General features: G+C 52.8%; 17 protein-coding genes. 10 read left to right on the top strand and 7 right to left on the bottom strand.

The window, feature by feature from the left end; translation table 11 throughout:
* Nucleotides 1-102 precede the first annotated feature (102 nt).
* A complete protein-coding gene (locus tag C7B82_RS01525; protein ID WP_106254544.1) occupies nucleotides 103-453 on the bottom strand; it encodes a hypothetical protein in 351 nt (116 codons plus the stop codon).
* A 110-nt stretch (nucleotides 454-563) separates the two neighbouring features.
* Here C7B82_RS01525 and C7B82_RS32910 point away from each other — a divergent pair, with 110 nt between their 5' ends.
* The 4 genes from C7B82_RS32910 (at nucleotide 564) to C7B82_RS01510 (ending at nucleotide 3,994) form a co-directional block, all read left to right on the top strand.
* A complete protein-coding gene (locus C7B82_RS32910) occupies nucleotides 564-704 on the top strand; it encodes a hypothetical protein (protein ID WP_219903877.1) in 141 nt (46 codons plus the stop codon).
* A gap of 8 nt (nucleotides 705-712) precedes the next feature.
* A complete protein-coding gene (gene cdf31 / locus C7B82_RS01520) occupies nucleotides 713-1,642 on the top strand; it encodes a CDF family zinc efflux transporter Cdf31 (RefSeq protein ID WP_106254561.1) in 930 nt (309 codons plus the stop codon).
* A 282-nt stretch (nucleotides 1,643-1,924) separates the two neighbouring features.
* Entirely contained in the window at nucleotides 1,925-3,496 is a 1,572-nt protein-coding gene (locus C7B82_RS01515) for a metallophosphoesterase family protein (RefSeq protein ID WP_106254543.1), read from the top strand.
* A gap of 306 nt (nucleotides 3,497-3,802) precedes the next feature.
* Nucleotides 3,803-3,994: a hypothetical protein gene (locus C7B82_RS01510; RefSeq protein ID WP_106254542.1), complete on the top strand. Its 192-nt coding sequence runs from the start codon at nucleotides 3,803-3,805 to the stop codon at nucleotides 3,992-3,994.
* A gap of 300 nt (nucleotides 3,995-4,294) precedes the next feature.
* On the opposite strand, the gene C7B82_RS01505 is transcribed toward C7B82_RS01510, so the two are convergent.
* Nucleotides 4,295-5,893: an Hsp70 family protein gene (locus tag C7B82_RS01505; protein ID WP_106254541.1), complete on the bottom strand. Its 1,599-nt coding sequence runs from the start codon at nucleotides 5,891-5,893 to the stop codon at nucleotides 4,295-4,297.
* A gap of 171 nt (nucleotides 5,894-6,064) precedes the next feature.
* Nucleotides 6,065-8,251: a type I DNA topoisomerase gene (gene topA, locus C7B82_RS01500; protein ID WP_106254540.1), complete on the bottom strand. Its 2,187-nt coding sequence runs from the start codon at nucleotides 8,249-8,251 to the stop codon at nucleotides 6,065-6,067.
* A gap of 1,000 nt (nucleotides 8,252-9,251) precedes the next feature.
* On the opposite strand from topA, the gene C7B82_RS01495 reads away from it, so the two are divergent.
* A complete protein-coding gene (locus C7B82_RS01495; RefSeq protein WP_106254539.1) occupies nucleotides 9,252-10,604 on the top strand; it encodes a cytochrome P450 in 1,353 nt (450 codons plus the stop codon).
* A gap of 44 nt (nucleotides 10,605-10,648) precedes the next feature.
* Here C7B82_RS01495 and C7B82_RS01490 read toward each other — a convergent pair whose 3' ends face one another.
* Nucleotides 10,649-11,545, bottom strand: a complete 897-nt coding sequence (locus C7B82_RS01490) for a pentapeptide repeat-containing protein (RefSeq protein WP_106254538.1) — start codon at nucleotides 11,543-11,545, stop codon at nucleotides 10,649-10,651.
* 134 nt (nucleotides 11,546-11,679) lie between these two features.
* Between C7B82_RS01490 and C7B82_RS01485 the strand changes: the two genes are divergently transcribed.
* Nucleotides 11,680-13,383 carry an aldehyde dehydrogenase family protein gene (locus C7B82_RS01485; RefSeq protein WP_106254537.1) on the top strand — a complete coding sequence of 568 codons (1,704 nt, stop codon included), beginning with the start codon at nucleotides 11,680-11,682 and terminating at the stop codon, nucleotides 13,381-13,383.
* A gap of 84 nt (nucleotides 13,384-13,467) precedes the next feature.
* Here the strand turns inward: C7B82_RS01485 and C7B82_RS01480 are convergent, their stop codons facing one another.
* Nucleotides 13,468-14,367, bottom strand: a complete 900-nt coding sequence (locus C7B82_RS01480) for a DMT family transporter (RefSeq protein WP_245939681.1) — start codon at nucleotides 14,365-14,367, stop codon at nucleotides 13,468-13,470.
* A 135-nt stretch (nucleotides 14,368-14,502) separates the two neighbouring features.
* Complete coding sequence (locus C7B82_RS01475) at nucleotides 14,503-14,802, bottom strand: ferredoxin (RefSeq protein ID WP_106254536.1); 300 nt, start codon at nucleotides 14,800-14,802, stop codon at nucleotides 14,503-14,505.
* Between the two features lie 642 nt (nucleotides 14,803-15,444).
* Between C7B82_RS01475 and C7B82_RS01470 the strand changes: the two genes are divergently transcribed.
* Entirely contained in the window at nucleotides 15,445-16,497 is a 1,053-nt protein-coding gene (locus C7B82_RS01470) for a Fe(3+) ABC transporter substrate-binding protein (RefSeq protein WP_281258902.1), read from the top strand.
* Between the two features lie 219 nt (nucleotides 16,498-16,716).
* Here C7B82_RS01470 and C7B82_RS01465 read toward each other — a convergent pair whose 3' ends face one another.
* Nucleotides 16,717-18,405: an ABC transporter permease gene (locus tag C7B82_RS01465; RefSeq protein WP_106254534.1), complete on the bottom strand. Its 1,689-nt coding sequence runs from the start codon at nucleotides 18,403-18,405 to the stop codon at nucleotides 16,717-16,719.
* A 113-nt stretch (nucleotides 18,406-18,518) separates the two neighbouring features.
* Between C7B82_RS01465 and C7B82_RS01460 the strand changes: the two genes are divergently transcribed.
* From C7B82_RS01460 to C7B82_RS01450, 3 genes are all read left to right on the top strand, one after another.
* Nucleotides 18,519-19,598 carry an ABC transporter ATP-binding protein gene (locus C7B82_RS01460; protein WP_106254533.1) on the top strand — a complete coding sequence of 360 codons (1,080 nt, stop codon included), beginning with the start codon at nucleotides 18,519-18,521 and terminating at the stop codon, nucleotides 19,596-19,598.
* Between the two features lie 406 nt (nucleotides 19,599-20,004).
* Nucleotides 20,005-21,711, top strand: a complete 1,707-nt coding sequence (locus C7B82_RS01455) for an iron uptake porin (protein ID WP_106254532.1) — start codon at nucleotides 20,005-20,007, stop codon at nucleotides 21,709-21,711.
* A 163-nt stretch (nucleotides 21,712-21,874) separates the two neighbouring features.
* The gene (locus tag C7B82_RS01450) at nucleotides 21,875-23,656 is read left to right on the top strand and encodes an ABC transporter ATP-binding protein (protein WP_106254531.1); all 1,782 of its coding nucleotides are present in this window, start codon (nucleotides 21,875-21,877) and stop codon (nucleotides 23,654-23,656) included.
* The last annotated feature ends 4 nt before the right edge of the window (nucleotides 23,657-23,660 follow it).

The raw sequence follows: 23,660 nt of genomic DNA, 5'->3' as shown, positions 1-23,660 counted from the left end.
TGCAGCCACGCCTTTGTTGGCTAAACCTTTGACTAAAATCGTTGAATGAGATCAGCGCCTCGTTTTTCGGGCTTGCTTTCACCGTTGCGCACGTTACCAACTCTAGGCAGTTTGCTCGATATATTGGTTGAGGTCTTCTATCAAACGGCTGAGTTCCGCTTCGGTGGTCAGGCGAATACGATCGTCCCGTAGCGTAATCAAGACTTTTGCCGCAAACGGAGTGGGCCAGATATTGGGGTTACAAAAAATTTCGAGAAAGACTTCACCCGTATATTGGTATTCCATCGGCTTTTGCGGTGTCTTGCGTCCTCCAGGAACAGTCTTTGTGGCTGTGGCTTTGAGGCTGTCCATCAAATGCGAGAGCGATAGCTGTAAAGCTTGAGCCGCTTGAGGCGTGAAGCTAATTGCGACAGACCCCTCAACCAGGTTAATTGTGAACCGAGATGCAGTCATACGTGTTGGAATCCAACGATCGGCACTCTAAATGGTACTGGTGATAGTAACTGAAAAGATCTTCTCTTTAGAATCAGTGACAGAACCGAGCAAACAAGCCACAGCGATGAGTGAGCCGTACTGTCACCAAACGGTTGCTGCCATTGAGCGATCGCAGCATTAGCCAGCTACTGCAAAAGATTGTTTTTAAGCACCTAAGCCCAGTGGTGAAGGAACGAGTGCTGTCCTACAGTGAGAGGAAACGAGTTTGATCAAACCTGTGGCTGTAGATAATCGATCACATGTGCGTCGGGTGTTGCTGATCACTCTGCTGCTCAACCTCTTTGTCATGGTGCTAAAGGCTGGAGTGGGCTGGCTGACTGGCTCGCTCAGCCTGCTGGCCGATGCCCTGCATAGCGTTACTGATAGCGCTAACAATGTGATGGGCTTAATTGCCAGTCGCTTTTCCTCTCCCGAACCCGATCGCGACCATCCGTATGGGCACCAAAAGTTTGAAGCCGTTGGTGCACTGGGCATTGCGGCTTTTCTGGGTATTGCCTGCTTCGAGATTTTGCAAGGCGCGATCGAGCACTTACTCACGCCTCGTCACACGCCTGTAAAAATTTCTCCCCAAGAACTCTGGATACTGCTGATCGTGCTGGGCGTGAATATTTTTGTGGCCTTTTACGAACGTCGTGAAGGCTTGCGGGTTGGGAGCCCCATTTTAGTTGCCGATGCCAAACACACGATGAGCGACATTTGGGTCACGATTAGCGTGATGGGCGGCTTAATCGGCGTCTGGGCATGGGGGTTGCAGTGGTTAGACGTGGTGCTGGCGTTTCCGGTTGCCATTCTAGTGTTTTACAGCGGTTGGTCAGTGCTTAAAGAGAATCTACCGTCGCTGGTTGATGAAGTGGCGATCGCGCCTGAAGCCATTCACGCGATCGCCATGCAGGTTCCTGGTGTGCTGAACTGCCATGACATTGCGTCTAGAGGCGTAGTGGGTCGGCAAACCTTTATCGAGATGCACCTGATTGTCAGCGCCCCGGACGTCGAAACCGCGCATCAAATGACCGAAGATTTGGAAGCACGCCTGGAAGCACGCTTTGGCCCAGCTCGCATCCTGATCCACGTTGAGCCACCCGGTTACACGTCCGATCAAATTACCTATGAGTCCCCTAAAAGCGGGGTTGAGAAGGGAAGACCCTAGAAGCTTGACCTGTAAGAGCTTTGCTGACATTCACAGCACCTTTTCAGCTTGTGCCGCCCTTTAAAGACGAAAGCCCCAAGTTGCCCTGGGGTTTTGGAGTCATCAGCTCTTTGCACTTATGACGGTATAGGAAACCGCCCACTTTTAACTCTGCCTAAAGACGGAGGAGTAGCTAGAAATTTAGATAACGCTTGATTTAGGCGATGTTATCTCGATCGTGACCACGAATCCGGGCGATCGCCGACAATAGCATCAGACGCTGCAACAGGGAGCAAAGCTGTAATGGAATTTGTGATCGACCCACCGATCGCCACTAAAATCCGCAAGATGGAGCAACGGGTGCGCTGGCGTGAACCCGCGATCGAGCAGCGGGGCATCGATCAGACTCGTTTGGTGCTGGATGATGGGCAGGACGACAAGGCCGAATTTTCCTTTATGGTGCTGGGCGACAGTGGCTCTGGGCCACATCGAGGGCATAACCCACAGCGACGCATCGCCGAACAAATGTTGGAGCATCAGGAGGCCTGCCGCTTTGTGTTGCATACAGGGGATGTCATCTACCTGACGGGATCGAGCGCCTATTATCCGCCTAACTTTATTGAGCCGTATCGAGAGTTTCTAGTGGGGGGCGACAATTTCAAGCGCCTTGCCTACGATCGCATGGTCTTTAACCTGCCGTTTCTACCCATTCCCGGCAACCACGACTACTACGACATGCCTCTGCTCTATGGCATGCTGTCGCAGCTCACGCTACCGCTGCGTCAATTGTTCCAGTCGAGTCTTGACCTGGATGTGAGTTGGCGTGGCTCTGTGCAGGGCAATGCCTATGCCCGCGCTTTTCTCGACTATCTCAAAGCGCTCAAGCCCGCCGAGTTAGAGCACCATCTAGACAAGCACTACACTGCGAAAACGGAAACGGGGCGCTGCTTGAGCTATCAGCCAGGACATTTTACCCGACTGCCCAATCGTTACTACACGTTTCGATCGGGCGGCGTTGATTTTTTTGCGCTGGATTCAAACACGATCAATGCGCCGATCCCGCTGCCCGATAACCCTGCTGGCGCAAAATACCGTCGTCACCTGGAGCAGCAGCGAGATGATGTCGATAATCAGGTGCAGGAAATTTTGTTGACCCTTGCCAAGCTTAACCCTGACGAACCAGACGATGCGGAGCGGATGGATGATCTGCAAGCCAAGCTCGAACAGCTCACTGAAGTGGCCAAAGACATTACTAAGCAGTTGGAATCCAATGAAACCACCGAAACGGATTTGCACCAATTAGATTGGCTCCAACAAACGTTGATTGAGTCGTGGCAGACCGATGGAGTGAGAGGACGGGTGCTCTTTTTCCATCATCCAGCGTATGTCACCGAGGCAACCAAGTGGCACCAGGCACAAACGTTGGCAGTGCGCTATCGACTGCGACAAGTGTTGGATGCGGTGGCGGCAACGGTTGGCGATCGCGCACAGGGTCGTCCGATCGTGGATCTGGTGTTGAATGGGCATGCCCATTGTCTAGAGTATCTGCGCACATTAGAAACGGGGCATGCTGATGCCAATACGAATTGGATTGTCTGCGGTGGCAGTGGCTTCAGTTTGCGGCGGCAGCGTGAAGAAGGACCTGACGTAAGGGAATTTTTTGGGCAGTCAGGTGTCGATGAAGAACGGTTAGTTGCTCGATCGAAGCTCTTTGTCGGACGCAGTGGTCAGGGATCACATCGGCGACGGCCCTATTCGTTCATTCGGATTGATGTGCAGGCAGGAACGCCACCAACCTTTGTCGTACGCCCGTATATAGCCGAACGGTTTCACAGGCAATGGCATGATTACGCCCTCGACCCATTTACGATTTAGCCTTTCCTACAGAGCCTTGGTGGTTTACCCAGGTGAAAAGCGCTGTCAGTTAGGGGTTCTATAGGAGGCGCACGGCTGTGCGCCCCCACCCAAAAATGACGCTTTCATTAATTCTCCTTCCGAAGTCACTCGAAGCCATTTTTCACCCGAATGAAGTACCGCTGATTCCAGGAACCTCAAACATTGCGGCTGTAGCACCCAGAGAACGGCTTCATCCCCCACTGACCACAACGATGAACCAGCGTTTGCTGCCAATCCAGCCGTGCATCCTAACTACCTGGCAACCGCCACAAAGGAGAACAAGCAATGAAATTATTGCTGAGTTTTTTGGAATTTATTGAGTTTTTAGTCACACCCTTCGGGTTAGCTGTTGGCCTTTGGGCTAGCTTCTACTTTCCTCTGGTACAGCTACTCAATTTCAACCTGGAATTAGCGTCACTGCTACCAGGAATTCTGGCGGTCAATGTTTATTTTGCACTGATGCAATTAAGTGATTAAGTCGGTAGACGAAGCCACGCAGTAGAAGCACTCCGTCAAACTGACATGCAAAACCGTCAGCGTTCAGCAGGTTTAGTGCACTCAAATCTTTCACCTTTCCCAATTACTTGCCCTCAAAAGCATTCGGGGCTAGTAGCCTAAACCCCTTGAAATGGGTTGAAAGTCTGATTGATGAAGCACTTCAGTCCGTTTTAACGGACTTTGCCTGTTAGCCCGCAATTCATTGCAGGGCGGTTGTTGCAAGTGTTGCAAGATGTCAGATGAATGTCATTCGCTGCTTTACCAACGAACGATCGCTGCTTAACGCAGTTGCACAACCGGTTGATCATCGATCAGCGTTTGCAGGGCTAGCAGGTCTTCAACCGTGATGCGGAGAAAGCGCTGGTCATCGACGCGAAACAAGACCTTAACGCGATCGCTTCCTGGATGTCCTGGCGGCTCAAGTTTGGCAATTTTGCGGGCACCATCGCGATCGTTCAGCGGTTGTACTTGAGTTTGGCTGCTGTCAAGGCGCCGAGTCACCAGGCGATCGCCGTCGAAGTAGACTTCTGTTTGGTTGGCTTCTATACCCAGTTCGCCGATCACTAATTCAATACTGGGCTGGTTGTCCACCGACGCACCGAGCAACAGTTCTACCGGATTAGCCATCGGGTAGGCTTGCCCCGCTTTAATGAGTGGATGCCAGTTGTGGCAGCTATGGCGACGATCCCAGTAGCGAATGCCATAGCCGTGATAAAGAAAGTCTTTGACTTCAATACCCTGGCTGAGCTGAAGTGCACCGTGTGCGATCGCCTCAAAGGGCTTTTCACAGCGCACTTTTCCCGCTTCAAAGTATTGCTGCACCCAGGTTTGCACGGCTGGAATTTGTGCAGTGCCACCGACTAACAGCACCGCATCAATATCGGTCAGTTCTACCCCCTGTCGTCGGGCTTGCTGCACGACCTGCGAGAGGGCGGCATTGAGCCGCTCAAAAAACAGACGCTGCGTCAGGATGTCTTCAAACTGGTCGCGGCTCAACTGTAGTTCATAGCTTTCGAAGGTCTCGTCGTTAAAGTACACTTCCTGTGCCTGCGTTTGCAACGAAAGCTGAATTTTGAGCCGTTCCGCCAAGCGTGTGGTTAGTGCAGTCGCTGCTAGTCCTTGCGTTTCGGCAAAATAGTCCACCAACCAGTGGTCGATATCCGAACCACCAAGATTTTGTCCTGCCTTCGCCAACACTCTGGCTATTTTCGGCTGTTGACCGGATTGTTCAGCAAACGATTTTTGCCCCCACTTGAGGATAAAGCCGAGTGGTTTTGTCCTCAAGTGGGCACTGTCGAGCCGCACCAGGGAGAGATCTAGCGTACCGCCACCAAAATCAATCACCAGCAACAGTTCTCGATCGGCTAAGCCATAACCTAGCGCTGCTGCCGTTGGTTCGTCTAGCATCCGCACCTGCTCTAGTTGCAGCGACTCGCATACTTGCCCCAACCAGAGGCGATAGGCTTCAAAGCTGTCTACGGGCACGGTAAACACGATCGATTGGCGTGCGTCTGGTTCAATCGTTTTCAGCTGCTGCACAAGCTGAGCTAGAAACCATTGCCCGATCTGCTCAAAGCGAATGGTATGTCCATCCAATTCTGGTAGAAAGCCCTGGACGCTGGAGCCGATACCACGCTTGAAGTTGCGAAAGAAACGCAGATCAGTGGACAAATCAAGGGCACGATCGCGCACGGCCTGTCCTACCACAACCTTGCCCTGGCTCGCATCTTCGACATAAAGCAAGCTAGGAATCAGGGGCGGGTTTTGACCAGAGCGATCGCTAATACCCGGTAGAGAGAGTGTTTCTGGTTGCTGCGTCGCCCGATTCCAGCGGGCAATGACGGTGTTGCTAGTCCCAAAGTCGATCGCGATGCCCATGCCGTCTCAACTAAGCTCAAATGCGTGTCTCTTTAAGACAATAGCAATTAGTGGGGATTCAAGAGCAGGCAACCCAATGCTGGGAGTCTTCTACTAAGCAAATGAAGAGAGGCGATCGCGAAGAGAAACTGAAAGTGTGATGCCTGCTTCGAAACTAAGGCCACCGATCGTTTACGTCACTAAGGTTTCCAGCTTCAGCGTCCCAAATTTTGGTGACCAAAACTCCTCGCGGCTCTCAAAAAAAGCGACGTCTTTGCATTTTCCCCGTCGATGCTCCAGTAGCGAACAGCGCAACATCACCTTCTCCTTCCCATCCTTTGTGTAGGTATAGCGCTCCAACAACGCTCCACAAACAGGACAAGACATATTTGTAAACGTCTCTGGGTCAGGCGTGCGCTGAGCATAGGGCAGTTCATACCGCTTCCCCTTAGCATTCCAGAACATCGCTGTGCCGCATCCTGCCACTCCACATTTAAGAAAATGATCGGCTTTGAGCTTCTTAGACTTCGATGGCACCTTGATCATCGCTTCGCCACACTTGGGGCAGGCTGTTTTCGTCACCGTTCCTGGCGGCTTGGCTGGTTTCGGATTTGTCTTGGCACCCTTTAGTTGCGATGGTTGCATCCCCTTCGAGAGCAAAAGTTGACCCGCTTTCTCCAGTGCCGGGGCAAAATAGGTGCGATGCCAATGCGTCAGATACCCCTGCCAGTCTTGCTTGCCCTGAGCAATGGTGTCTAATGCTAGCTCCATTTGGGCTGTAAATTCTGGTTGCAGTAAGTCTGGTAGCAGCGTTTCCAAGGCGTTGTCTAGCTCCATGCCCAAGGCAGTGGGCTGGAGTTTTGCTTTTTCCACCTGCACATACTCCCGCTCTTTGAGCGTCTTGATGGTCGGCGCGTAGGTGCTGGGTCGTCCAATGCCTTTCCGTTCCATCAACTGTACAAGCTTTGGTTCGGTATAGCGGGGCGGCGGTTGAGTTTGCTTTTTGTCTGCTGCTGCCTGTTTTAAGGTGAGTCCTTGTCCCTGCTGCAACACTGGCAGTTGGGTATCGGCACTCAAATTATTCCAGTAGTGAGTGTAACCAGGGAATTCCACAACCTGCCCTCGTGCTTCCCAATTAATCGCTCCAGAGCATGTGACAACTCGCGTTTTTCGCAATCGGGCAGGGCAACATTGGGATGCGATCGCGCGGTTCCAAATCAGCTCATACAGTTTGGCCTCGTCACCACTGAGCTGAGTTTGCAGTTGTGTGGGCACCCGATCGATCGCCGTTGGACGAATCGCTTCATGGGCTTCCTGTGCGCCTTTGACTGCCCGATGTCGTGTAGTTTGCTGGGGCACATTCTGGGGATCATGCTGCTCTAGATACTGACGTACCGACGCACAGAAGGGTGCTGCTAACAGCACCGAATCCGTTCGCATGTAAGTGATGTGCCCCGCTTCGTAGAGCGACTGTGCCACTTTCATCGTTTTATCGGGGCTGAAGCGGAGTTTGGTGCCTGCTGCCTGCTGCAAGGAGGAGGTGATAAAGGGAGGCGGAGCCGCTTGCGTCGTTGTCTTTCCTTCTACTGTGGCTACTTGATGCGGGGTTGATCGGGCGATCGCCAATAATCGATCGGCCTCTGCCTGACTGGTCACTTGATCCGATTCCTGGCTGTTCTTGCCTTCGGCAGCATCATCGGGTGGCTCTCCAGGCGTTGGGGCCTTGGGACGGCTTTGAGGACGGGTGGGGGCGCGATAGAAGGCTTTGAACCCTTCTTGATACTCCACCCAAACGCTCCAATAGTCGTGTGGCTGAAAGGCTTGAATCTCTTTTTCTCTGGTACATAGCAAATGGAGAGTGGCACTTTGTACCCGTCCCATTGATTTAGCACCAATGTTAAGTCGCCACACCACATGCTTACTGCCCTTGTAGCCCACCAACTTATCGAGACAATCGCGTGCTCGTCCGGCAGCAATCAGCGATTGGTCGAGCGATCGGGGATGGGCGATCGCGGCTTGCACGGCTTGTGGAGTGATTTCGCTATACACGACCCGTTGAGGGTTTTTCAGCTTCAATGCCTGTTGCAAATGCCAGCCGATCGTTTCCCCTTCGCGATCGGGGTCAGTAGCAATGTAAACCGCATCCGCCTGCTTGACCGCCTGGCGCAATTCTGCCAACACCTTCTGCCCTCTGGCTTCTCTGGGCTCATAGCGACACTCCACCCGATTGTCGAGCAGGTCGAAGCCCAGCGCGTCCTCGCCGTCATTTGCCAGTTCGCGCACATGTCCCATACTGGCTTTGACCTGCCAACCCGCCCCCAAGATCTGACTCAGCTTCTTGGACTTACCCGGACTCTCAATCAGCAACAGCTTTGCCATCGGCGTACACATAAAGCGTCCCCTTCATAGTACAGGCGATCTATGTCGGTGACAGCAATTCAGTGCAAAACAGCAATCCGCGCTCCCATAGCAATTTTTGTTTGAATCAGCCACATCAACTGAGTGTGAGCGGGACGCTCACGCCCGCGATCAAGATGTAAGTACAAAGCATTCGCTCCGCGTTTCTTGTACGCTGCGAGGCTTTACGCACTGTGGCTGACCCGTTTGCAAACGGCTGTAAGGGGCTGTAAAGAAATAACGTCATGGACTGTAGCGGTTAGCTGTCAGCGGTCAGCCATTGGAGAAAAGCTGACCGCTGATGGCTGATCGCTAATCCAAAAGTATGCAGTTATTTTTTAACAAGTCCTAAGTGTGCCTAAGGCCATAAGAAAGCCCCCACAAGTAAACAAGCAGGGGCAGTTAAGGTGTTAAGCGTCTCAATTGAGATGTTAGGTGTATTAAGATACTGCCCAGGGTGAGAGAAATTGTGTATCGTAAGTTGCAAAAAGAGGCTTAGAGTCGAACGATTAGGCAGCCTAGCGACCACTGCCCCGCTCTTCGAGGGTCGGGTTGTCTTGGATGACTTGTGCTGTGGAACAGGCTTGCATGGTTGAAGAAGCTGAGAGAGACATGGACTAAGTGATCCTACGAGGGCTACACTTCCTGTTACGGCAGTTTGCCCACTTGGTCAGGACTCTTTTTGCTCTGCAAGGCCTTTCATTGCTTAGCAATTCTCTACACCAAACGGAGCGCCTAGTAGTGCATGAAAAGCCCCCAGCAATTTGCCAGGTGACATAGCATTCGATCGTTCAGAGTTTGAAAAGACTCATCTCAAAAAATCGATCGCTCATGGTAATGACGGAGACTAACGTTCATACGATCGGCCAGTTCCAGATGCTCTCAATGTTATATGATGTCGCCCAAGCTCAAGCCCGCCGAAGTGATTGCGAGCCACAGTTACGATAAAGTGCAAGAGTTGCGACTCTAGGCGGCTACTGCCATGAGCAAAGATTTACACCAACTCTCCAGACCCAAGGGCTCGTTGCTGTTCGGCAACACCGTTGACTTTGCCAGTGATCCCCTCGGCTTTCTAACCCATTGCGCGCAAGCCTATGAGGAAATGGTGCCTTTACGGTTTCTCTTTTCGCGCGCTTGCTTGCTGACCCAACCCGAACATATTGATCAAGTCCTCAAGCAACCGGAGCTTTTCACTAAAAATACGCCTGCCTGGCAAGCGGTTCGCAGCTTGGTCGGAGACGGGCTGCTGACCAGCGAAGGTGCCTTTTGGTCGCGTCAACGTCGGCTCACACAGCCCGTGTTCCATCAACAACGGATTGCCGCGTATGGCGAGACGATGGTGCTTTACACTGAGCGTCTGCTTCAGACCTGGCAAGACGGGGACGTTCGTGATATCCATCAGGACATGATGCAGTTAACGTTAAACATCGTCACAAAGACTCTGTTTAATGTAGATATGAGTGGGGTGGCAGCGCAAACCATTGCCCAGACGCTAGAAGTGGCAATGGAGTGGTTTACCAGTCGGCGCAAACAGGCCTTTCTGCCACTCACTGGATTACCGACTGCCATCAATCGTCGCTACAAGCAGGCGCTTCAGACAATGGATCAGACGATTTATGCCTTGATCCAGCAACGCCACCAGAGCAAAGATGATCCTGGCGACCTACTTTCTCTATTGCTGCAGGCTCAGGATGAAGACGGTAGCCGGATGAGCGATCGCCAGTTACGCGATGAGCTGACCACGTTGATCCTGGCAGGACATGAAACCACTGCAAATGCCTTGTCCTGGGTCTGGATGCTGCTAGCCCAAAACCCTGCTGTCGAAAGCAAATTAGCGAGAGAGTTACAAACCGTGCTGGGCGATCGTGCTCCCACATTGGCAGATCTGCCCCAGTTACGCTATACCGAGCAAATCATTAAAGAAGCGTTGCGGCTTTACCCACCCCTCTTTTCCCTTGCCCGTTCCCCCGTTCGAGACTGTGATCTGGCTGGCTATCGCATTCCAGCCGGGCGTATTCTCCTCTTTAGTCCCTGGGTCATGCATCGTAGTGCGCGCTATTTCGCTGAGCCGTTGCAATTTCAGCCCGAACGGTGGGAGCAAGACCTGGAAAAACAATTACCCAAAGGCGTTTACTTTCCCTTTGGCGATGGCCCTCGCGTTTGTATGGGTAAGAGCTTTGCCTTGATGGAAGCCGTCTTGCTGCTCGCCACGATCGCCCAAAAATGCCAGCTCATGCTGTTGCCTGATCAGCAGTTGACGCCGCTGCCATCCATGACCCTTCGTCCTCAAACCGGAATTCACGTCCGGGTAGCAAAGCGTACAACGGTCAATTGAGCGGTACTGCTGTAATACATGAGACTCGTTAGCCGCGCCTTCCCTTACGGCAAAAAGAATTGCAATAGCGTCGCAAAAGCACTGAGCAGATTTAGCCCAAAGCCGTTGCCTGATTTTGGTTGGGCAGGAGGTGTTTCCAGGGTTTTAACCGACTGTTGGATACTTTGCGCTGTCTTTGTATCGCCCTGTGCCGTGAAGAGTTTGTCTGCTTGCTTGAGGTCGGCGATCGCCCCTAACCGATCGTTCGTCTGCAGTCTCGCCATCCCTCGTCCCAGATATGCTGGAGCAAAGTTTGGTTGACGCTCTAACACGTGGGTAAAGTTAGTCACGGCTGAAGCATAGTTTTTCGCCTCGCTATCCGTCACTGCCCAACGGTAAAAGTCCTCTGGCTTGCCCACATCATTCATCAAGCCGATCGCTCCTTGCAACTGGGCATTGTCCAGGCTTGCTCCTTGAAAGGTGGCGTTTGTGAGAGCGGCGTAGCGCAGATCAGCGGCTGCTAGATTAGCTCCATCCAGTTTTGCTTCGGTCAAATTAGCACCCGACAAACTGGCACCGATCAGAATGGCACCGCGCAGATCGGCTCCCTGTAAATTTGCCCGACTGAGATTGGCCCGACTCAAGTTCGCCCGTTGCAGATTGGCGCCATGCAGATCGGCATACACCAGGCCAGCGTTGCTTAAATCACAGCCACTACATTGCCTGGTTGACAGCAGCGTTTGCACTTGCTCTAAGCTTTCGGCCTGCGCTGGCAGCACCATACTCAACGCTGCCAGCAAGGCTGCGCATTCCACTGAAACGGTTGTGTGCATCTGCAAACGTTTGAAGCTCATAGCGATCGCCTGAATGCTGTAAAGAGCGGCTCCACTATTTAACTCTAAGTTCACGTTGACGGCACAGCGACTTCCCATACTCAAGTGAAATTTGTACTGTTTATGCATGGTCGAAGAAACCGTTTTTTCGTGAAAAGATGTTATCTGAGATCCTAGTTGCGTCCAGACGTCGTAAGTTTAAACGTCTGTAGGGACAGGGCACTGCCCTGTCCCTACGCAAAACGTTACACCGTTGTCTCCCTATGGTTACCAGGCAAACCAACCCAGTAAACAGTACGTCGTTAGCGCAAGCAGACGCGATCGTCACTCGCTTGTCCAGCCATAAAGACGATTGGGTACGAGTGAGTATTGCCGATCGCATTGCCTATCTTGAGCGCTGCCTGGATGAGGTGATGGCAGTTGCGCAGGACTGGGCAGACGCGTGTTGTCGTGCGAAAGGGATTAATCCGGAGGCAACGCTGGCAGGGGAAGAATGGTTTGTGGGTCCAGCCGCTACTTTAGGCAATTTGCGCTGGCTCATCAACACCCTCAAAGCTAACGGGCAACCATCAGTCAAGCTCCGTGCTTACAACGAGCAGACGATCGCCCAGGTCTTTCCCAATACCTTGATGGAACGCTTGCTCTGGCTTGGGTTTGCAGGAGAGGTCTGGATGCAACCAGGGAAAGCAGCAACGCAGGGGATGGTTTATCGGCAACCGTCGCCAGAAGGAACGTTGGCCTTGGTGTTGGGTGCGGGGAACGTGTCCGCGATCGCGCCGATGGATGCACTTTATAAGCTCTTTGCGGAAGATGCAGTGGTGTTGCTCAAGATGAATCCTGTCAACGAATATATGGGACCCATTTTAGAAGCAGCCTTTCGATCGTTGCAGCAAGATGGTTTTTTTGAGGTGGTTTATGGAGGCGCAGATCTCGGTCGTCACCTGTGTCAGCATCCCCTGGTCGATACCATTCACATCACAGGGTCGCACCAGACTCATGATGCGATCGTCTGGGGCGACACCCCTACAGAGCAAGCCCAGCGCCAGTCAGCCAAACAGCCCCGCACGACAAAACCGATCACCTCTGAGTTGGGATGCGTGACGCCAGTCATCGTGGTTCCTGGTGACTGGACAACGGCAGATATCGCCTTTCAAGCGCGACACATTGCTGGGATGGTGGTTCATAATGCCAGTTTTAACTGTGCTGCCGCAAAAGTCGTTGTGACCGCGAAGGGTTGGGCACAGCGAGACGCCTTCTTAGCACAATTGCAACAGGAATTAGCCCAAACGCCAGCCCGAAACGCCTACTACCCAGGTGCAAAAGCGCGCTATCAGGCCTTTTTAGAACGATACCCACACGCGATCGCGTTACCGACATTGGCTAACGGGTCGGCATCATTACAGCCGCAGGACGCCCTTCCGTGGGCCTTGATTCCTGATGTGACACCCCAGGCAGGAGAGTACGGACTCACGCAAGAAGCGTTTTGTGGCGTGCTGGCAGAGGTTAGTTTAGACACGTCAGAGCCTGGGGCATTTCTCGCACAGGCCGTTGACTTTGTGAATGAACAGGTTTGGGGCAACTTGTCCTGCACGGTGCTGATAGACTCGCAAACGCAACGGCAATGGCGCAAGGAGTTAGAGAGTGCGATCGCCCAACTGCACTATGGCGCGATCGGGGTCAACGTGTGGTCGGGTGTCCTCTTTTCGCTGAGCGTTTTTCCGTGGGGTGCTTTTCCAGGCAATCCACTCCACGACATTACGTCTGGTCAAGGGTTTGTCCACAACGTCTATTTGTTTGAACAGCCGCAGAAAGCGGTGCTACGCGCTCCGTTTCGCATTTTGCCCCTCCCGATCTGGTTTGCGCGTCACCAAAATTTGTTAGCGCTTGCCCAGCACTTCACGGCTTTCCAGGCGCATCCATCCTGGCAACGCTTTTTTAGGGTGGTTCTAGCAGCAGTGCGGGGATAAACAAAGGCATGTTAAAGCTCTCAGCCATTAGCTTTCAGCCATTAGCTTTTAGCCATTAGCTTTCAGTAGAAGAGTGGGCGGAAATTAGGCTGCGACTTGAGGTGATGGTTTCATTGCCTGGAGTGCATTTAACGCCAACGCGATCGCAATAAACCCCATGCCTGCGGCTTCCAGCAGTGTTGGCTGCTCGCCGAGTTGTAACCAGGCAGCCATAACGCCAACAACGGGATTTAGCAGCACACCTAAACCTGCCGTGCCAGCAGAGAGTCGGTTGAGTACATAGAGCCAGAGCAATGTGGCGATCGCGGTACCCGGAATCACGTTATACAGTAGCGCGATGATAAACGGGCTAGACCACACGATCGGCGTGGAGGGAGCCAGCAACGCCGCTACGATCAACGGTACCGCACCAGCCACCGTTTGCCATGCGGTGAACGATAGTAAGTCGAGCTTGACCGTCTGACGGACTCGCTTCGCAATGATGGCGCCACCAGCCCAACACACACCGGCTAATAGTGCCAACACTTTACTGGCGATCGTGCCATGCAGGTGTGGGATATCCAGGATCAGCAACAAACCAGTGATGCTAAGGGCGATCGCAACCCACTGCAAGCCCCGAACACGCTCGCGCAAAAACAACCACGCAAACAACAGCGTCCACAACGGCATCGTGTAGACCAAGACCGACGTTCTACCTGCGCTACCACTGACGAGTGCCCAGGTTGCAAAGCCATACACTCCCGAAATTTGCAGGACACCTGCCCAAAACGTTGCCGGAATCTCCTTTGGCAGCAGGGGCTTGCGCAACCATACCAACGCTAACAACAAACTCAACGCGCCCAGCGTAATGCGCAACGCTGCAAATTGAAAGGGCGGCGCATACTGTACAGCAATCTTCATCTGCACCCAGTTGTAGCCCCAGATGAGCGCCAGCGCCAAAAGCGCCAGCAAGGCAGTCCAACGAGCAGGTTCCGGCTTTGACACGATGAGCAATCTCTAAGGGATCTGAAGCAGCGAGCGGTCAGCGATGAGTCCAAGGTTGGCGACTGATCGCTGGCCGCTGACTGCTTCCCAATGCCACGAGCTTATTGTTGCAATAAGCCCGAAGCAACCACTGTCCTACATGAGTGCATCTTCTGCATGGGTTTGAATCGTGCAGTTCGACGTGGGGTAGGCGTAGCAAGTCAGCACATTGCCAGCCGCAATTTGATCATCATCCAAAAAGGATTGATCAGACTGATCAACAGAGCCTTCGAGCAGTTTGCCATTGCAAGAAGAACAAGAGCCAGCGCGGCAGGAATACGGTAAATCGATCCCGTTGTCTTCAGCGGCATCAAGAATGTATTGGTCGTCAGGAACGTCAATAGTCGTGTCTAAACCTTCTTCTTCATTGACGAGCCTGACTTGATAAGTTGCCATGTCGTAATCCTTCGATTGATCTTGAATTGAAACGACGATCGCTATTGCTCAGAGATCGCCTTTGTAGTCTGCCTTGAATGGTGTACCAGTAGCAATTAATCTCCAGATGGACGGCGTTTCGTTGCTGCTGCTGCCTCAATCAAACTCTGTTCTGGCACGCTCTTTAGCCTCAAAGTTCTTGGCACTCGCGTTGTCGATGTTGCGCGACAGAAACAATGACGTGACTCGGTTCTTGTCGCGTTTGACCCTTCCAGATGTCTTATGCGCGATCGCCTTGTCCTCACCCATTATTCATAGAATTTCTCATTAATTATCTCTATAGCTTCTATTTACTAGCCTCTATATGCAATACAGAAAAACACTTCATTAAACTGGGCTAATGCCACTGCACCAAAAAAACATTACACACACAACTGCCTCAAATGTCTGGCTAAGAAGCTTTTCAGCGTTCTTCGTCTGCACTCCTCGCTTTTCGACTCAAAGTTTGCTACCGCCATTGAGCCACTACTTGACATTACCTCGACTTGATCGTAGGTTTCTTTATTGAGGATTAATCTCAACTAGAGTTTCTTGGGAACACTATTTTTTGAGATTCTTTACAAGATTGAGACAACACAGGAGCAGTGTGAATCAGCTATGAATATGACGAGGCGAGTTTTCTTAGGTGCTGGCGCAGCAGCCGTAGCGGTGGCAGGTGGTTGTGCCAGGCGATCGGGTGTGGAGGAAGCCCAGACGAATCGAGTGGTTAATCTCTACTCGGCGCGCCACTACGATACAGATAATGCTCTCTATGAAAGCTTTACGCAAAAAACAGGCATTAAGGTCAATCTGGTTGAGGCAGAGGCTGACAAGCTGATTGAGCGGCTGAGAAGCGAAGGGGCAAACAGTCCTGCCGATGTCTTGATTACCGTCGATGCAGGGCGCTTGTGGCGGGCGCAAGAGGCGGGACTTTTACAGCCTGTAACGTCACAGGTTTTGCAGACGACTGTACCCAAAAGCCTGCAAGAAGAGGGTGGGCATTGGTTTGGTCTTTCCAGACGGGCACGGGTGATCGTTTATAACAAAGAGAAGGTGAAACCGTCAGACTTATCGACCTACGAAGATTTGACCAATCCGAAGTGGAAAGGCCGGTTTGTCGTGCGATCGTCGAGTAGCGTTTACAACCAATCTTTGACAGGCGCACTGCTGGCAGCGCTGAAGCCACAAAAAACGGAAGCCTGGGCAAAAGGTCTAGTCGCCAATTTTGCACGGCCACCTGAGGGAAATGATACGGCGCAAATTAAAGCAGTAGCCACAGGCATTGGCGATATAACCCTTGTCAACACGTACTACGTGGCTCGCCTTTTGAACTCGAAGAAGGCAGACGAGCAAGCGATCGCTGCCAAAGTTGGCGTGTTTTTCCCCAACCAAGGTAACGGCGATCGCGGGGCTCACGTCAACATCTGCGGCGGTGGCGTCGTGAAAACTGCACCCAACCGGGATGCTGCCGTGCAGTTTTTAGAACACATGGTCAGCCCAGCTGCTCAGGAGATTTTTGCTAGCCGCAGCTACGAATACCCGGTGACGGAACAAGCCGCGATCGACCCTGCTGTCAAGGGCTTTGGCCCGTTCAAAGCCGATGCGCTCAACGCCGCGATCTATGGTCGCAATAATGCCGAAGCCTTACAGTTGATGGATCGGGCCGGATGGACATAAGGCTGAGGGAGAGTTTTGAGTTTTGAGTGGGGAGTTCTGAGGCAGGAATTACAGCAATTTTCGTTTGAATAAGCTACATCAACGTAGTGTAAGCGTCTCGCTCACGCCTGCGAACAAGATACTTCCGCTGTGGCTGACCCATTTGCAAACGGCTGTAAATTTAACTCTTGCCTCAGAACTCCTGCCTCCTGCCCCTCTACTCCCCACTCCCTACTTCCCCTACCGTCGCGATTGGCTCATGCCCGCGCTGAGCAGAATCACGGGGATGATCCCAACCAGGACAATGGCTAAAGCCGAGCCTGAGGCGTCTGCCAGGCGTTCATCGGATGCTAAGTTATAAACCTGCACGGCTAAGGTGTCGAAATTGAATGGACGCACAATTAACGTTGCGGGTAGCTCTTTAATGACATCAACAAACACCAGTACCATTGCTGCCAGTAGCCCCCGGCTCATCAGCGGTAGGTGAATGCGCGCCAGCATGCTAGTGGTACTATGCCCCAGGCTGCGAGCGGCATCATCCAGGCTAGGCTTGATGTTGGTCAGGCTTGCATCCACCGTGCTGAAAGAGAGTGCCAGAAAGCGGACGAGATAGGCAAAGATGAGTGCGGCGATCGTGCCACTCAGCAACAAGCCTGTCGAAACGCCGAAGGTCGATCGCATCCACGCGTCGATCGCATTGTCGAAGGCACCGATAGGAACTAGAATGCCCACTGCAATGACGGCTCCGGGCACGGCATAGCCCATTGAGGCCAGTTGGGTTGCCAATCGCATCGCCAGCGTGCGTTGTAGCCGCAAGCCATAGGCCATGATGACAGCAAGGACGACTGCTAGCCCTGCCGTGACTGCTGCCAGAGTGAGGCTGTTGGTGGCAAATTGCCAAAAACGACGGTCAAACGCTTGCTCAGCATTCTCAAAGCTCATTTGCAACAAAAGCGCCCCTGGCAGTAAGAAACCGAAACCAATGGGTAGAGTGCAGGCAATCCAGGCGGCGATCGCCCGCGCTCCCCGTATCCGATAGCGGGATAGTGCCTGTTCACGCTGAGCCGTTTGATAGTAACGCGCTTGCCCACGTGACCAGCGCTCTAGCAACACCAGCCCAAAGATAAACAGCAATAACACCGCTGCCAGCTGGGTGGCGGCCAGTCGTTCATTCATGCCAAACCAGGTGCGGTAAATGCCCGTCGTGAAGGTATCGACCGCAAAGAATTGAACGGTGCCATAATCGCCTAACGTTTCCATCAACGCCAACGCCAGCCCTGCCATAATGGCGGGACGTGCCAAGGGCAACGCTACTCTAACAAAACTCTGCCAGGCTCCACAGCCCAGACAACGACTGGCTTCTAGCGTATTGACTGACTGGCCTAGAAAGGCTGTTCGCGCTAATAAATAGACGTAGGGATACAGCACCAGCACCAACATCACGATCGCGCCCCATAGCGATCGCACATTTGGGAACCAATAGTCTTGGACAGTCCGCCAGCCAAACCAGGCTCTTAGTAAAGTTTGTACCGGACCGTAGTACTCTAAAAACTCGGTGTAGGTATACGCCAGAATGTAAGCGGGAGCTGCCAGTGGTAACAAAAGCGCCCACTCAAACAAACGCCTGCCTGGGAAACGGCACATCGTCACCAGCCAGGCAGTGCCCGTGCCAATAATCACCACTCCAAGACCCACTCCTAGCATGAGCCAGAGCGAGTTCGCAATATAGGTCGACAACACGGTCGCGGCTAAGTGGCTCCACACCGCGTTTGCGTTGGTAAAGACGCCGCCTAACACCACCAGAATGGGCAAGGAAATGAATGCCGCTATCGCGACAACCAGCATCGTCCAACCGCTCAAGCGACTCCGTTTGCCAGACAATGGATGGCTATCAACACGGAGATTTTGCATCAGGTCTTGCCGCCTCATAGAGTTTCATCTATGCGTGAGAGTAATTTCAAAGATTACTTTACTATGGGGCCAGAATTGTTGATGATAAATCTCAATAAGATGCTCTTGACAGACGAAGGTAACGACAGTACATGGTTCAATCGGTTATTCTGCGGCTCGAAGGCATCACCCGGCAGTTTTCCCGCTCATCAGCGCCCGCCGTCAACAATCTGACCCTACAGCTCAATCAGGGCGATCTGTTGGGACTGTTGGGTCCCTCTGGCTGCGGCAAAACAACGCTGCTGCGGCTTATTGCTGGGTTTGAGTCACCCCAAGCGGGGATGGTTACAATGGCAGACCGCACAGTGGCTGGAGCGGGGCATTGGGTCTTGCCCGAAGACCGTGATATGGGGATGGTGTTTCAGGATTACGCCCTCTTTCCGCATTTGACGGTGGCAAAGAATGTCGCCTTTGGTCTCGAAAAGCGTCAGCATCAGGGGTCGCGGCACACCACCAAACAGGTGAAGCACTTGACGCAAGAGGCGATCGCCCAAGTTGGGCTCACAGGACTAGAAAACCGCTACCCCCATGAGCTCTCCGGTGGTCAGCAGCAGCGCGTTGCCCTCGCCCGTGCGCTGGCTCCTCAACCAGATCTCATTCTGCTCGATGAGCCGTTGAGCAACCTGGATAGCCATATTCGTTTGAGGTTGCGCCAGGAGGTACGCGAGATTCTCAAGGCAACTGGAACCTCTGGCGTACTGGTGACCCACGATCAGGAAGAAGCTCTGTCGATCGCCGATTGGGTGGCCGTGATGCGAAACGGCCATTTGGAGCAATTTGGTACACCCGAAACCATTTATCAAACGCCTGCGACCCGGTTTGTGGCTGAATTTGTGACGCAAGCCAATATGCTGCCTGCAACGCGAAAGGGCGACGTTTGGGAAACAGAGATTGGTTGCTTTGGGGGCAAGTGGCAGGAGGCAGAAGAGAACGCCCGAATCGCAGACCTGATGATTCGGCAGGAAGATCTACTTTTAGAACCAAGTGAGGCGGGCGCGTTGGTCATTCGCGATCGCCAATTTTTGGGACGTGAACATCGCTACTCCTTAGTTTGTCTCTCTGGACGCGAACTGTATGCTCGCCTTCCAGCAGACAAAGCCATTCCCATTGGCACTCGCGTCAACGTACAGGTCACGACATCCGCTCTACAAGTTTTTCCGTCAGGCTATTGAAAGAGTCTCTCAATAAGGCTTGACAAGCGCACAGCATTAAAGGTAAAAAGATTTATCGCTAACTATTCTCATTAGATGGTGATCCCCTGATGGGCAGGCTTGCTGCCTTGTTAGCTCTATTTCTGTACGCAAAGGCGCTCTTCAACGCATCCAGCGCGATATCCTCCATAGCCCAGCAAGTCGGCGATGAAACGCCTGCATAAGGGGGTGGGGGGGATAGCAGACGGCAAGTATACGTTTTAGTCTATTTGCGGGTAGACTAAAGTGCTCACAAGAATGATAATCGTTCTCGTCTGCAGTATCACCTGGCAATGGAAGCTCGATCAGTACAAGCTTCGCTCTCATGCAGCAACCTGCATGAGGCATTATTCGTGCGTCCTTTAGACAATGTGTGAGGCATCCTTTCATGTTCAAACAGTTTGTTCACTCCCTGCTATTCAGCCCAGTGCTCCTTGGTACTGCGGTTGTCGCTGCGTCGGCGCAAGGACTCCAACCAACACTCAACAGTCCTTCCTCCGAGAAGCTGGCCGCTCAATCAGCTTTGATGCAAGGCAAGGAGGCGATCGCAACCAGCCAGCCAGTATCCCAGTCGCCGTCTAAGAGCCTTGAAACCCACGATCGTGCTCTACTGGCACAAGTGGCGCAAGAGCCCGACGATGCCTTTGCTCAGGTAACATCCGTGTCGCAACTGACGGATGTTAAACCGACCGACTGGGCGTTTCAGGCACTGCAATCGTTAGTGGAGCGCTATGGCTGCATTGTGGGCTATCCCGACAAAACCTATCGAGGGAATCGGGCGCTGACTCGTTACGAATTTGCGGCTGGTTTGAACGCATGCATGGATCGCATCAACGAACTCATCGCCGCCGGTACGGCTGACCTGGTGAAGAAAGAAGATCTGGCCGTCTTGCAGAACTTACAGGAAGGCTTTGCAGCCGAATTGGCAACCTTACGTGGTCGCGTGGATGGCTTAGAAACCCGCACTGCAACGTTGGAAAAGCAGCAGTTTTCCACGACGACGAAACTTAACGCTGAGGCGATCTTTGCCGTGGCAGGTGTGGCTACAGGCGACACGGTCAACGGTAACGCCGTGCAAAAGAATACGGTGCTAGGCGATCGCATCCGGCTCAATTTTGATACCAGCTTTAACGGCGAAGACCTACTGCGTGTGCGGTTGCAAGCGTTTAATTTGAATCCCTTCTCGTCTAATGCCACCTTTACACCCGAGGGCGATCTTCGGTTAGCTGTAACTGACGGTGGTACTAATTCTGTCGAAATTGATGCCCTGCTGTACCAGTTCAAGCTCGGTGAAAAGACGTCCATCGTGCTGGAAGCTAATGCGGGTGCGATCGATGACTTTACGGATACCATCAATCCCTTTCTGGATGGTGATGGCGGTAGCGGTGCGTTGTCTCAGTTTGGCACCCGCAACTCCATTTATTACCTGCTGAACGGTGCTGGCATTGGCATCAAGCATGAATTTAGTGAAAAGCTGGAGCTGAGTTTAGGCTATCTGGCGAACGATGCCGCTTCACCGAACGCTGGTAGCGGGCTGTTTAACGGTGCCTTTGGCGCGATCGCGCAGCTCACGTTTAGGCCGTTTGAGCCACTGGCGATCGGACTCACCTACATCCACGCTTACAACAATGATTTCAGAGCCAATGGCAGTGGTGGCAGCAACAACGCCAATCTTGGCAACCTGGGCGAGGCTTTCAATAGCGACTCGTTTGGGCTCTCAGCGTCGTTCCAGTTGAATCCCAACATTGTCATTAATGGCTCTGTTGGTTACACAACGGCTAACGTATTGAGCGGTACCAAAGGCAGCGTCGATATCTGGAACTGGGCCGTTGGGCTTGCGTTTCCCGATCTCTTCCGCAAAGGTAGCATTGCAGGCATTGTAGTGGGGATGGAACCGAAAGTAACCAGCGCCAGCAGTCGCCTTAACTTTTTGGAAGATCGCGATACTTCATTGCATGTGGAAGGCTTTTACCAGTTCCAACTGACCGACAATATTGCAATCACACCCGGCATTATTTGGCTTACCGCACCGGATCACAACAGCAATAATGATGGCATTGTGATTGGTGTGATTCGGACAACCTTTGTTTTCTAAAAGCGGTCAGTGGTCAGCGGTCAGTGGTCAGCGGTCAGCGGTCAGCAGTCAGCGGTCATAGAAAAGCTGATAGCTGATAGCTGATAGCTGATAGCTGAATTCTTCCTGAGCGCTGTACTCTAGGGACAGTTGGGCACATCGCAAGTCGTTGCAAAGGAACCGCATGAGAGGTACAGGCCCCATCGTGGCATCGGAGGAAAAGGCAACACAGCAACGTTCGACGCTTCGGCGCTTTTTACAGTATCTAAGTCCCTATCGCAAAGAAATGCCGATCGCGATCGCGATGGTGATGCTTGGGGCGGCAACACAGGTGATTGGCCCGTTTCTGTTGGGTTGGTCGATCGACCATTTGATTCAGCGCGGTAATTTAACAGGGTTGCTGCTGCTGTTGGGCTTGCTGGCGCTGATCTACATCCTTGGCGTCTGGGCGATTCGGGGGCAGATCTGGCGCGTGGGTTCCATCATGCAGCGATTGTTGGCGCACCTGCGACAGGATATTTTTGTCAAAATTCAGAGTTTGCCGCTGAGCTTTTTCGATCGCAGTGAGGCGGGAGATTTAATGAGCCGCTTGCTGAATGACGTTAACACTGTCAATCAGGCCTTTGGGCAGACGATCGCGCAGATGCTTGGCAATACCTTTAGTCTGGTTGGGATTGTCATCGCGATGCTGGCGATTAACCTGCAACTTGGCTTGCTCAGCAACCTGGTGGTGCCGCTGATGATCTTTACCACAGGGTTGTTTGCTCGGTGGGCACGGGCGCGCTTTCGCGTGACAAGACAGACGATCGGCGACCTTTCCGCCAAGCTCGAAGAAGACATTGGCAGCGTGCGCGAGGCACAGGCATTTAATCGCGTACAGATGAACATTGAAGAGTTTGACTTGCTCAATGCGGCGAACCGCGATGCCAATGTAGAGGCTGTGGCGATTACGGCGGCGTTTCTGCCATCGATCGATTTTCTCAATACGCTTGCAACGGCGGCGGTGCTGGCCTATGGCGGGTATTTGGCAGTCACTGGGGCGGCCACGATCGGCGTGGTTACTGCCTTTTTGCTCTATGTGCAGCAGTTCTTTCGCCCCATTCAGATTCTCAGCCAGTTCTACACTCAGGCACAATCCGCTTTTGCTGGGTTGGAACGCATCTTCTCATTACTGGATGAGCCATCCCAACTAAACGATGCACCTAACGCCACAGAAATGCCGCCGATCCAGGGCAAGGTCACGTTTGAACATGTTGCTTTTGGCTATACGCCAGAGAAACTTGTCCTGACAGACGTGAATCTCACGGCAAACCCCGGTCAGATGATTGCCCTCGTGGGGCCTACGGGCGCAGGCAAAAGCACGGTTATTAACTTAATTCTGCGCTTCTATGATGTGTCTGGTGGCGCGGTCAAAATTGACGACATTGATGTTCGCAGTGTGACGCAAGCGAGCCTGCGCCGACAGATTGGCATTGTGCTGCAAGACAATATTCTCTTCAGCGGCACCGTTGCCGAAAACATTGCGTTTGGTGCATCACACGCAACCCATGCTCAGATCGAAATAGCCGCACAGTTGGCGAATGTGCATGAGTTCATCACCTCGCTTCCACAAGGGTATGCCACACAGTTAGGCGAACGTGGCGCACCGCTCAGCCAGGGACAACGGCAACTCGTGAGTATTGCCCGTGCAGTCTTGATTGATCCTCGTGTGTTGATTCTGGATGAAGCGACGAGCAGTATTGATACACGGACGGAAGCGCTGGTACAGGATGCGATCGCCCGACTACTCAAAGGTCGCACCAGTTTTGTCATTGCCCATCGCCTGAGCACCGTCACGCAAGCCGATCAGGTCTTAGTCATCCAGCAAGGTCAAATCGTTGAACGGGGCACCCACGCTGAGTTGGTCGCACAACAGGGGGTTTACGCGAATCTGTACGCCCTACAATTGGGTGCAGCTAGTAAGTAGTTTG

Source organism: Stenomitos frigidus ULC18 (assembly GCF_003003795.1).
Lineage (GTDB): Bacteria > Cyanobacteriota > Cyanobacteriia > Leptolyngbyales > Leptolyngbyaceae > Stenomitos > Stenomitos frigidus_A.
The sequence above is the reverse complement of the archived record's forward strand: the minus strand, read 5'-3'. Positions and strand labels throughout refer to the sequence as shown.

Bases quoted from the DNA above. Each gene is read 5' to 3' on its own strand.
- C7B82_RS01525 (WP_106254544.1), bottom strand. From the start codon at position 453: ATGACTGCATCTCGGTTCACAATTAACCTGGTTGAGGGGTCTGTCGCA.
- C7B82_RS01515 (WP_106254543.1), top strand. From the start codon at position 1,925: ATGGAATTTGTGATCGACCCACCGATCGCCACTAAAATCCGCAAGATG.
- C7B82_RS01510 (WP_106254542.1), top strand. From the start codon at position 3,803: ATGAAATTATTGCTGAGTTTTTTGGAATTTATTGAGTTTTTAGTCACA.
- C7B82_RS01505 (WP_106254541.1), bottom strand. From the start codon at position 5,893: ATGGGCATCGCGATCGACTTTGGGACTAGCAACACCGTCATTGCCCGC.
- topA (WP_106254540.1), bottom strand. From the start codon at position 8,251: ATGGCAAAGCTGTTGCTGATTGAGAGTCCGGGTAAGTCCAAGAAGCTG.
- C7B82_RS01495 (WP_106254539.1), top strand. From the start codon at position 9,252: ATGAGCAAAGATTTACACCAACTCTCCAGACCCAAGGGCTCGTTGCTG.
- C7B82_RS01490 (WP_106254538.1), bottom strand. From the start codon at position 11,545: ATGCATAAACAGTACAAATTTCACTTGAGTATGGGAAGTCGCTGTGCC.
- C7B82_RS01485 (WP_106254537.1), top strand. From the start codon at position 11,680: ATGGTTACCAGGCAAACCAACCCAGTAAACAGTACGTCGTTAGCGCAA.
- C7B82_RS01475 (WP_106254536.1), bottom strand. From the start codon at position 14,802: ATGGCAACTTATCAAGTCAGGCTCGTCAATGAAGAAGAAGGTTTAGAC.
- C7B82_RS01470 (WP_281258902.1), top strand. From the start codon at position 15,445: ATGACGAGGCGAGTTTTCTTAGGTGCTGGCGCAGCAGCCGTAGCGGTG.
- C7B82_RS01465 (WP_106254534.1), bottom strand. From the start codon at position 18,405: ATGAGGCGGCAAGACCTGATGCAAAATCTCCGTGTTGATAGCCATCCA.
- C7B82_RS01460 (WP_106254533.1), top strand. From the start codon at position 18,519: ATGGTTCAATCGGTTATTCTGCGGCTCGAAGGCATCACCCGGCAGTTT.
- C7B82_RS01455 (WP_106254532.1), top strand. From the start codon at position 20,005: ATGTTCAAACAGTTTGTTCACTCCCTGCTATTCAGCCCAGTGCTCCTT.
- C7B82_RS01450 (WP_106254531.1), top strand. From the start codon at position 21,875: ATGAGAGGTACAGGCCCCATCGTGGCATCGGAGGAAAAGGCAACACAG.